Below are 7,170 nucleotides of genomic sequence, written 5' to 3'. Positions count from 1 at the left end.
GAAGATCGAGGCCGCCAGCACCGCGCTGGCGCCGCCCTCGGTCACGCCTTCGACCAGGTGATCCAGATTGCCGACCCCGCCCGACGCGATCACCGGCACCGCGACCGCGTCCGAGATCGCGCGGGTCAGGGGCAGGTTGAACCCGGCCTTGGTGCCGTCCCGGTCCATCGAGGTGAGCAGGATCTCTCCCGCGCCCTTGGCGGCCACGAGCCGGGCGAATTCCACGGCGTCGATGCCGGTGGGCCGGCGGCCGCCATGGGTGAAGATCTCCCAGCGCGGCGTCTCGCCCTCGGCGCTGACCCGCTTGGCGTCGATCGCCACCACGATGCACTGGCTGCCGAAGCGCTCGGCGGCCTCGCGCACGAAATCCGGGTTGGTGACGGCGGCGGTATTGATCGAGACCTTGTCCGCCCCGGCGTTGAGCATGGTGCGGATATCCTCGCAGCGACGGATGCCGCCCCCGACGGTGAGCGGGATGAATACCTCGCCGGCAATGCGCTCGACCATCTCGACGGTGGTGTCGCGGTCTTCGTGGCTGGCGGTGATGTCGAGAAAGGTGATCTCGTCGGCGCCCTGCTGGTTGTAGCGCTTGGCGATCTCCACCGGGTCGCCCGCATCGCGAATACCGACGAAATTGACACCCTTGACCACGCGGCCGGCGTCGACGTCGAGGCAGGGAATGATGCGCTTGGCCAATGTCATGAGCGGGCTCCTTCGGTATCGATCCGATCGCCCCGAATCGAATCGCCCTGAATCGAATCACTCAAGGCCTGGGCCTCGGCGACATCGAGCGAGCCTTCGTAGATGGCTCGGCCGGTGATGGCACCGATGATGCCGCTGTCGGCGACCTTGGCCAGCGCGCGGATGTCTTCCAGATCGGTCACTCCGCCGGAGGCGATCACCGGCAGGCCACCGTCGCGGGCGAGTTGAGCGGTGGCTTCGACGTTGACGCCTTGCATCATCCCGTCGCGGGCGATGTCGGTGTAGACGATCGAGGAGACGCCGTCATCTCGAAAGCGCCTGGCCAGGTCCACTGCCTTGACCGTCGAGACCTCGGCCCAGCCGTCGGTCGCGACGAAACCGTCGCGGGCGTCCAGGCCGACGATCACGTGGCCGGGGAAGCGACGACACATCTCGCCGACGAACTCCGGCTCCTTGACCGCCTTGGTGCCGATGATCACGTAGCTGACGCCGGCGGCGAGATAGTGCTCGATGGTCTCGGCACTGCGAATGCCGCCGCCGATCTGGATCGGCAGGTCCGGATAGGCGCGGGCAATCGCCGTGACGGCTTCACCGTTGACCGGCTTGCCCTCGAAGGCGCCGTTGAGATCGACCAGATGGAGCCGCCGGGCGCCGGCGTCGACCCAGCGTGCGGCCATCGCCACCGGGTCGTCGCCGTAGGACGTGGCATCGTCCATGCGGCCCTGCTTGAGCCGCACGCACTGGCCGTCCTTGAGATCGATGGCGGGAATTACCAGCATGGTTTCGAGTCCTTTGAGTCAGTCAGGTGCCGTCTGAAAAGCCGGCGAGGCAGCCACTTCCCGGATCGTGCCTAGGGCGCCCAGTTGACGAAATTTTCCAGCAGTTGCAGGCCATCCCTGGCGCTCTTTTCCGGGTGGAACTGCACCGCGAACACGGTGCCTCGGCCGGTGACCACATGGGCCTCGGCGCCAGCGTAATCGGTCTTGCCGAAGATATCGGCATCTTCCAGGGCTTCGACGTAATAGCTGTGCACGAAGTAGAATCTCGCGCCGTCTTCGATGCCGTTCCACAGCGGATGCGCGTGGTGCTGCGTCACCCGGTTCCAGCCCATGTGGGGCACCTTGAGACGCTCGCCCTCGGGGCTGACCAGTTTGTGGCCGAAGTGACGGACGCCACCGGGGAGAAAGCCGAGGCAATCGATGCCGCCGTTCTCCTCGCTGCGCTCGAACAGCATCTGCTGGCCGACGCAGATACCGAGCAGCGGTTTGGCCTGCTCCTCGAGCAGGTCCTTGACCAGCCCCTCGAGCTCGGTGCGCTGGAGTTCGCCCATGCAGTCGCGGATCGCCCCCTGGCCGGGCAGCACCAGCCGCGAAGCGCCGCGAATCGAGCGCGGGTCGCGGGTCACCATGACGTTTTCATGGGTGACGTGCTCGAGCGCCTTGGCCACGGAGTGCAGATTGCCCATCCCGTAATCGATCACGGCGATCGTCATTGCGGTTTCCTCGCTGAGTCGGTGATGGCGCCGGCCGGTATCACAGGCTGCCTTTGGTCGACGGCATCTGGCCGGCCATGCGCGGATCCTGCTCGACAGCCGCTCGCAGTGCGCGACCGAACGCCTTGAAGATGGTCTCCGCCTGATGGTGCGCGTTGAAGCCCTTCAGGTTGTCGATGTGGAGGGTGACCTGGGCATGGTTGACGAAGCCCTGGAAGAATTCCCAGAACAGTTGGGTATCGAGTCGGCCGATGGTCGCGCGAGTGAACTCGACATCCATGAACAGCCCGGACCGCCCCGAGAAGTCGATCACCACGCGGGACAACGCCTCGTCGAGTGGCACGTAGGCGTGGCCGTAACGGCGAATGCCGCGCTTGTCCCCGATCGCCTGGGCGAATGCCTGGCCCAGGGTGATGCCAAGATCCTCGACGGTGTGGTGCTCGTCGATCTCGAGGTCGCCCTGAGCGTCTATCGTCAGGTCGAGCATGCCGTGGCGAGCCACCTGATCCAGCATGTGGTCGAGGAAGGGGACCCCGGTTCGGCAATCGAGACGGCCGCTGCCGTCCAGATTCACCGTGACCGTGATCTGCGTCTCGTTGGTGTCGCGCGACACCGTGGCGATGCGCTCGGACATGCGGGGGAAATCTCCCGGTACGGTTGGCGAGAATCGGCCATTATAGTGAATCGGGCCCCGCATCCGCTACAATGTCGGTGTTTATCGAGCGGCTGTCATTCGGCCGTTCTCCACCGCAGTCAAGTCGTTCCGCCGACAGGGAGACACAGGGGGCATGCCGGAAGCCGCACAGCAGGTCGAGTCGCATCATCGGGTCACGCTCCGTCGCATCGTACTCGCGTGGAGCCTCGGTCCCGGCGCACGAAGGCCTGCCCACGTCAGTGCACAGGGAGGATTCGAATGAAGGGGCTGGTCAGGGCACTGCTGGCGGCGATCGGGGTGCTGGGGATTCTGGTCGTCGTGGCCGTCGTCTACATCACCACGTTCTTCGACCCGAACGACCTCAAGCCGCGTCTGATCGAGGCGGTCCGCAACCAGAGCGGGCTCGAGCTGCGTCTCGACGGTCCGTTGTCGTGGTCCTTCTATCCGCGCATCGGCGTCAGCGTCAAGGACGCCGAAGCCTGGCTTCCCGAACAGTCGCAGGACGACGCCCCCTTTGTCGGCTTCGACAGTGCCGAAGTGAGCGTGGCATTCACGCCATTGCTGACCGGAGACGTGTCGGTCGATGGCCTGATTCTCGATGGCATGCGGCTCAATCTGGCCCGCGACGCGCAGGGCCAGGGCAACTGGCAGGTGCTGCTGGATCGCCTGGCCGGCGACGATAGCGCTGACCCATCCTCGCCAGGCGCAGGTGGGACGCCGTCGCAGAATACCGCCGAGCCGGAGCCGCCGGCCCAGCCGGAGAAGAAGGGCCCCGGTCTGAAGCCGGGCGAGGATCAGGCCGTGGCGTTCGATATCGCCAGCGTCAAGGTGGCCAACAGCCAGGTGAACTACGTCGACCGGCAGAAATCGTTGGATGTCACCCTGGCCAACCTCAGCCTGCAGAGCAGCAACGTCAGCCCGCAGTCGTCGTTCCCGGTTCAGCTCTCGTTCGATGTCGACGGGCGCCAGCCGGACATCGAGGGCAACCTCCAGTTCAAGAGCCAGATGCGCATGGATCTCGGCGCCGGACGCTACACCTTCGGGAACGTGACGCTCAACGGCAAGGCGCAGTTGCCGGCGTTGGCCGAGCAGGCACAGTCGCTCAACCTGAAGGTCGCCACGCTGGTCGCGGATACCCAGGCCAAGCAGTATCGGGCCGACGGAATCGAATTGGGCGCTTCGCTCTACCACACGGCCATGCAGGAAACGCCGCTGTCGCTGGATCTGCGCGCCAATGCCGTGGCCGACCTGGAGGCCCGCACCGCCACGTTCGGCGATGTCGTCCTGAGCGGCGACGATGGGCTGAACCTGAAAGGCAACCTGGACGTCACGCAACTGGACGACGCGCCTCGATACCGGGGGCGGCTGGAACTCGCGCCGCTATCGGTTCGGGACTGGCTGACGCGCTTCGGTATCGACGTGAACAGTGCCGACGACAAGGCGCTCACCGCGCTCTCGTTGAGCGGGCCCTTCACCGGCAGCGCCCAGCGTATCGACTTCGACGACTTGCAGCTGACGCTGGACGACACCACGTTTAAGGGCTCGCTGGGGGGCGCCTTCGACGGCCGGGAGCTGGACTTCGATCTGGCGGGTGATCAGCTCGACCTGGATCGCTACCTGGCCCCCCGGACCCAGAGCGCGGACGGGACCCAGAGCGTTGATGGCAAGGAGACGGCCTGGCTGTCGGCGCTCGGTGTCCAGCCGGCGTTGGCCGCGGCCGAAGGCGCCGAACTGCTGCCGGTCGATTGGCTGGCGGAGCTCAAGCAGGAAGGGCACTTGACGCTCGATTCGCTCAAGGCCAAGGGCATTCGGATGGGGGATGTCGAGTTGACCACCAGTGGCAGTGGTGGTCGCCAGCGTATCGACTCGCTCGATGCCTCGCTCTACGGCGGCTCGCTGAAGGCCTCGAGCGCGCTCGATCTTCGCCAACCGCCGCTGAAGCTGTCCTTCACCGAGCGCATGAATGGCGTCGACATCGCGCCGCTCTACCAGGACTTCAGCGGCAAGGACTCTCCGCTGCGCGGCAAGCTCAATCTGCAGGGGGATTTCGATTCGCGTACCAATACCGCCGAAGGACTCAAGCAGAATCTCGATGGCCAGGCGGCGCTGCGGATCGACGACGGCGCCATGCTCGACGTCAACGTGTCACGTCAGCTGTGCAGCGCGGTAGCGACCCTGGAAGGGCGCGAGTCGACCCGTGAATGGAGCGAGGACACCGCCTTCGATCGGCTGCAGGCCAGCGTGAAGGTCGACAATGGTGTGGCCCACAACGACGATCTGGATATCGCCATTCCCGGCATCGCGGTGACCGGCAAGGGTGATGTCAACCTGGTGACCAACCGGTTCGACTACCGTGCGGCGGCGCGCTTTACCGACACCGCCGACAAGGCTGCCTGCGGCGTCAATCCGCGCCTGGCCAAGATCGACTTCCCGATTCGCTGTCAAGGCAGCCTGAGCGACGCACCCGGGCAGTGGTGTGGATTCGATCGCGAAGCGTTCCAGGAGTCGCTGGCGAATCTCGCCACGGACGAGGCCAAACGCAAGGCTGGCGAGCGTATCGACGAAGAGCTGAACAAGCAGCTGGATGAAGAGACCCGTCAGAAGATCGACGACAAACTGGGGGAAGGCGCATCCGAGAAACTCGGCAACAAGCTCCGCGATCTGTTCAAGTGAGCCGGACCGGTAGCCGGTTCCCCGCGCCGACACGATGTCGGCGCCCTCTTGCCAAGCCGGCCAACGGCGCTCTGATTTTCCTGATCGATTCACCATCGATGTTCAACTCGATTCCACCACTCTGGAGAGGTGCGGTTTGGCGGAAATAGCCCTATCGGCCGAGGCCTTTCGCGAGCGAGTGTTCGGCTGGTTCGACGCGCACGGCCGCAAGTCGCTGCCGTGGCAGCACGACAAGACGCCCTACCGGGTCTGGGTGTCGGAGATCATGCTGCAGCAGACCCAGGTCACCACCGTCATCCCCTACTTCGAACGCTTCATGGCGCGCTTCCCCGATGTCCGGACGCTGGCGGAGGCGCCCCAGGACGACGTGCTGCACCTGTGGACCGGGCTTGGCTACTACGCCCGCGCGCGTAACCTGCACAAGGCGGCCCAAGTCGTCGTCGACGAACACGATGGCGAGTTCCCGACCCATGACCTCGAGGCGATGACGGCGCTGCCGGGGATCGGTCGTTCCACGGCCGGCGCCATCGTCAGCATCAGCACCGGCCAGCGTGCCGCGATCCTCGATGGCAACGTCAAGCGCGTGCTGGCCCGCCTGCACGCGGTGGAGGGCTGGCCGGGCAGGAGCGACGTGCTGGCGAGGCTGTGGGAGCTGGCGGAGCGCTATACGCCGGAACGCCGGCTGCCGGAATACACCCAGGCGATGATGGATCTCGGCGCCATGATCTGCACGCGCGGCAAGCCGAGCTGCCTGCTGTGTCCATTCGAGGATGTCTGCGTGGCCCACGAACAGGGCGATGAGCGCCGCTATCCCGGCTCCAAGCCCAAACGCGAGTTGCCGACGCGGCGGACGCAGATGTTACTGTTGCAGGACGACACGGGACGGGTGCTGCTCGAGCAACGTCCGCCCAGCGGTCTGTGGGGCGGCCTGTGGGGCTTTCCCCAGTTCGATGGCGACAGTGAGCTGCATGACTGGCTGGAGCGGCGCTATCGAGGCTCTCACCTCGGCACTGCCTGGCAGCCGTTCATACACACGTTCACCCACTTTCGCCTGGAGATCACGCCGAGACCGGCTCGACTACCGGATCGCCGGGCCGCCACCGTGGCCGAATCGAACCAGCAGTGGGTCGATCCCGCCGCACCGGCGAATGTCGGGTTGGCGGCGCCGGTCAAGACCCTGCTGGCCACGTTGGCCCAGGCGCATGCACTTATCGACTGAGAGGAGGCTTACATGGCGCAGACGGTATTCTGCCGCAAGTACCAACAAGAGCTCGAAGCGCTGGCGTTCCCGCCGCTGCCCGGTGCCAAGGGCCAGGAGATTCAGCAGACGGTCTCCAGGCGCGCCTGGGAGGAGTGGCAGGCGCTGCAGACGCGGCTGATCAACGAGAAGCATCTCAATATGCTGGACCCGCAGGCGCGGGAGTACCTGACGACGCAGATGAATCGGTTCTTCGACAATCAGGAGACCGATCACGCCGAGGGCTACGTACCGCCAGGCCAGTGATTTCCGGCAGGGTGAAGGGAACTCATCTTTTTGAAATAAAAAGGCTTGACCCCCAAACGGCATGCTGGTTAAATGCGTCCCCGTTGGCGAGGGCCAGATAGCTCAGTTGGTAGAGCAGGGGATTGAAAATCCCCGTGTCGGCGG

General features: G+C 65.3%; 7 protein-coding genes. 3 read left to right on the top strand and 4 right to left on the bottom strand.

From position 1 onward, the window contains the following. The 4 genes from hisF to hisB all read right to left on the bottom strand — a co-directional run. Positions 1-702 (bottom strand): imidazole glycerol phosphate synthase subunit HisF (hisF, locus tag Q0602_RS00840; RefSeq protein ID WP_298837517.1); only part of this gene is annotated, 702 nt, incomplete at its 3' end. After that, positions 699-1,481, bottom strand: coding sequence for a 1-(5-phosphoribosyl)-5-[(5-phosphoribosylamino)methylideneamino]imidazole-4-carboxamide isomerase (gene hisA / locus Q0602_RS00835; RefSeq protein ID WP_298837515.1), 783 nt, complete (start codon positions 1,479-1,481; stop codon positions 699-701). The genes hisF and hisA, both read right to left, overlap by 4 nt. Before the next feature lie 71 nt (positions 1,482-1,552). Further along, entirely contained in the window at positions 1,553-2,194 is a 642-nt protein-coding gene (gene hisH, locus Q0602_RS00830) for an imidazole glycerol phosphate synthase subunit HisH (RefSeq protein WP_298837513.1), read from the bottom strand. A gap of 40 nt (positions 2,195-2,234) precedes the next feature. Then, positions 2,235-2,828, bottom strand: a complete 594-nt coding sequence (hisB, locus tag Q0602_RS00825; RefSeq protein WP_110708031.1) for an imidazoleglycerol-phosphate dehydratase HisB — start codon at positions 2,826-2,828, stop codon at positions 2,235-2,237. A 279-nt stretch (positions 2,829-3,107) separates the two neighbouring features. On the opposite strand from hisB, the gene Q0602_RS00820 reads away from it, so the two are divergent. The 3 genes from Q0602_RS00820 to Q0602_RS00810 all read left to right on the top strand — a co-directional run bounded on the left by Q0602_RS00820 (position 3,108) and on the right by Q0602_RS00810 (position 7,026). Next, positions 3,108-5,522 carry an AsmA family protein gene (locus Q0602_RS00820; RefSeq protein WP_298837511.1) on the top strand — a complete coding sequence of 805 codons (2,415 nt, stop codon included), beginning with the start codon at positions 3,108-3,110 and terminating at the stop codon, positions 5,520-5,522. 136 nt (positions 5,523-5,658) lie between these two features. Next, positions 5,659-6,741, top strand: coding sequence for an A/G-specific adenine glycosylase (mutY, locus tag Q0602_RS00815; RefSeq protein ID WP_298837508.1), 1,083 nt, complete (start codon positions 5,659-5,661; stop codon positions 6,739-6,741). A 12-nt stretch (positions 6,742-6,753) separates the two neighbouring features. After that, positions 6,754-7,026, top strand: coding sequence for an oxidative damage protection protein (locus tag Q0602_RS00810; RefSeq protein ID WP_110598155.1), 273 nt, complete (start codon positions 6,754-6,756; stop codon positions 7,024-7,026). The last annotated feature ends 144 nt before the right edge of the window (positions 7,027-7,170 follow it).

Origin of the sequence: uncultured Salinicola sp. (assembly GCF_937921195.1) — a bacterium.
In the GTDB taxonomy this organism is placed as follows: Bacteria; Pseudomonadota; Gammaproteobacteria; order Pseudomonadales; family Halomonadaceae; genus Salinicola.
The sequence above is the reverse complement of the archived record's forward strand: the minus strand, read 5'-3'. Positions and strand labels throughout refer to the sequence as shown.

Excerpts from the sequence above, each read along its gene's own strand:
- Q0602_RS00810 (WP_110598155.1), top strand. The coding sequence starts at position 6,754 with ATGGCGCAGACGGTATTCTGCCGCAAGTACCAACAAGAGCTCGAAGCG.
- hisB (WP_110708031.1), bottom strand. The coding sequence starts at position 2,828 with ATGTCCGAGCGCATCGCCACGGTGTCGCGCGACACCAACGAGACGCAG.
- hisH (WP_298837513.1), bottom strand. The coding sequence starts at position 2,194 with ATGACGATCGCCGTGATCGATTACGGGATGGGCAATCTGCACTCCGTG.
- hisA (WP_298837515.1), bottom strand. The coding sequence starts at position 1,481 with ATGCTGGTAATTCCCGCCATCGATCTCAAGGACGGCCAGTGCGTGCGG.
- Q0602_RS00820 (WP_298837511.1), top strand. The coding sequence starts at position 3,108 with ATGAAGGGGCTGGTCAGGGCACTGCTGGCGGCGATCGGGGTGCTGGGG.